The sequence below is a fragment of the Chryseobacterium antibioticum genome, from assembly GCF_012927325.1.
Classification (GTDB): domain Bacteria; phylum Bacteroidota; class Bacteroidia; order Flavobacteriales; family Weeksellaceae; genus Chryseobacterium; species Chryseobacterium antibioticum.
This window is the reverse complement of sequence record NZ_JABBGI010000069.1, coordinates 1-2,193: the sequence shown is the minus strand read 5'-3', so window position 1 is coordinate 2,193 and position 2,193 is coordinate 1. Positions and strand designations below refer to the sequence as shown.

General features: G+C 35.0%; 1 protein-coding gene. It reads left to right on the top strand.

The features are described from left to right. The first annotated feature begins 451 nt into the window (after nucleotides 1-451). The gene (locus tag HHL23_RS22330) at nucleotides 452-2,020 is read left to right on the top strand and encodes a hypothetical protein (RefSeq protein WP_169236940.1); all 1,569 of its coding nucleotides are present in this window, start codon (nucleotides 452-454) and stop codon (nucleotides 2,018-2,020) included. The last annotated feature ends 173 nt before the right edge of the window (nucleotides 2,021-2,193 follow it).

Here is a 2,193-nt window from a genome sequence, read left to right as displayed (position 1 = left end):
CAAAATCAAGCGTTTTTTTTATAAATTGCCACTGAGTAAGAGTTAAGTCCGTTGGATACATCAATTTTTTTGTTTTGCAGCTCTAAATTGACGTTTTTAAGCCAATGAGTAACCCTTACTCTTTTTTATACCGTTTTTAAACAGGCTCTTAATATTCTTAATAATTTCAGAAAACTATCCTTATTTTTCTGCAATAATTTCTGTCTGAAAAGTTTCTTCCTACTGAAAAAACATATTTTATATTTACATAAACATAGCAAACACTTCTTTTTTCTTTTTTTAAAATGAAAAAAAGAAATTTTCAACACACTGTATTTCAATATTTTGACAATGTTTAATTTTCGAAATTAATAATTCCAAAAGCCTTTTAGTTTTCTATAATCTATGTTTCCTGTTTATTTGCAGAGAAAATTTTCAAAAAACACAACATTAAGATTCTAAGAAAACAATTATGAAAAAACAATTTATTTCTCTACTTTCAATGATGTCCTTTTCCTTCGCTTTCGCACAGGTCGGAATTAATACTGAAACTCCTAAAGCTACACTAGATGTAACGGGAAAACCTTCTGATGTTACAAAAACAGACGGATTTATAGCACCTAGGCTTACAGGAGCAGAATTAAAAGCAAAAGATGCTAACTATGATACTCCACAGACAGGTGCTATTGTATATGTTACCCAAGGATTATTACCCACAGCAACTACGACAAAAACTGTTAATATCACTACTACAGGTTATTATTATTTTGATGGTACAGTATGGCAAAATTTAAAAGGCGGTGCCACAAATACAGAGCCCTGGAATGTAGCAGGTACTACCGATCCTGCCACTTCAAATACTCAAAATATTTACCAGACGGGTAAGATAGCCATAGGTGTAAATCCCGGATTAACACCTAGTGCCACTATAACTGTCAATGAAAACTATACGTTAAATGATACAGGAGGATCTTCATATGGCATCAACAATCAATTAACAACAACAAGACAAGGCAGTAAGAGTGGTATATATAATTCAGTAAATGATAGCTCCACAGCAGGCGGAGGAGTTACACAAGGGATGGGAAATTTCGTAACTAGCTCTAACCCATCTGTTATAGCAATTCAAGGGATTTCAAATTCTTTAATTATCGGGAATAATGCTTCTCCCTCAGCTAATGTTTCCGTAATTAGTTCGTCTGTTTTAGACTCAAGAAATACTGTTAATAATACATTAATATCCAACACTTTGTCTACAAGAATAACTGGTGCAAAAGCTTCAAATTCAGGAACAGGAATGAACAGTGCATTAAATGCATATATAAATCCTGCTGCTTCCTCAACATATAATGCGAGTCAATACTTTGGACAATATAATTATCTAGAGCTAAATCCTGAAGCTGGAGCCAACTTAAATCTTGTATTAGCCGCCGCAAGCAATGCCAATTTCACATATATAATCCCACGAGGAGCTTATACAAGTACTGGTGTACATGGTTCTTCTGGTGCTTTTGAAAGATTACGTGTTCAGCCAGCCGCAACAGGTTCAGCTACAATAAGCACTTCTTTTGGGTTAAGGAGTTTTACTGAACATATCAGCACAGGCTCTATAACAGTTAACAATATTAAAACTATAGAATCTCGTACCAGAATAAGTAAAGATACGGGCAACTTTAATGTTACCGGTAATATTTACGGAATTGATATTATGAAAGACACGTCATCTAGTGGCACAGCAAACATTACAGGAAATATATATGGACTTCACATAGATCCATTCGGATTTAATGGACATCCTGCAAACAAAACCTACAATATTTATTCAGAAGGTGTAAATACAAAAAATGTTTTTGATGGTAGAGTGGCTATTGGAAATGCATCTCCTTCCGCCCCGCTACATGTTGTAAAAAAAGCTACAGATCTCTCTCCTGCTATCATTGAGGGTTGTAATGAGTATCCAGACAACACAGCCGCGGTTGCTGCAGGCTTATCAATTGGCGCATTATACAGATCCGGAGATGTATTGAAAGTGGTACATTAATATATAATTTAGTTTCTACTCATCAGTATTTTAGCCGCCGCCAAGGTAGTCATGGTCGGAAGAAATTCCGGTCATTTTTTTTTGCATTCTTATGTTTTGAAAACCTTTCCTGGATCCCCGCCCGCAAATACGATTAAAATTGCAGTAATCATATCCCGAAGTTCCATTTTGAT

Bases quoted from the DNA above. Each gene is read 5' to 3' on its own strand.
- HHL23_RS22330 (WP_169236940.1), top strand. From the start codon at position 452: ATGAAAAAACAATTTATTTCTCTACTTTCAATGATGTCCTTTTCCTTC.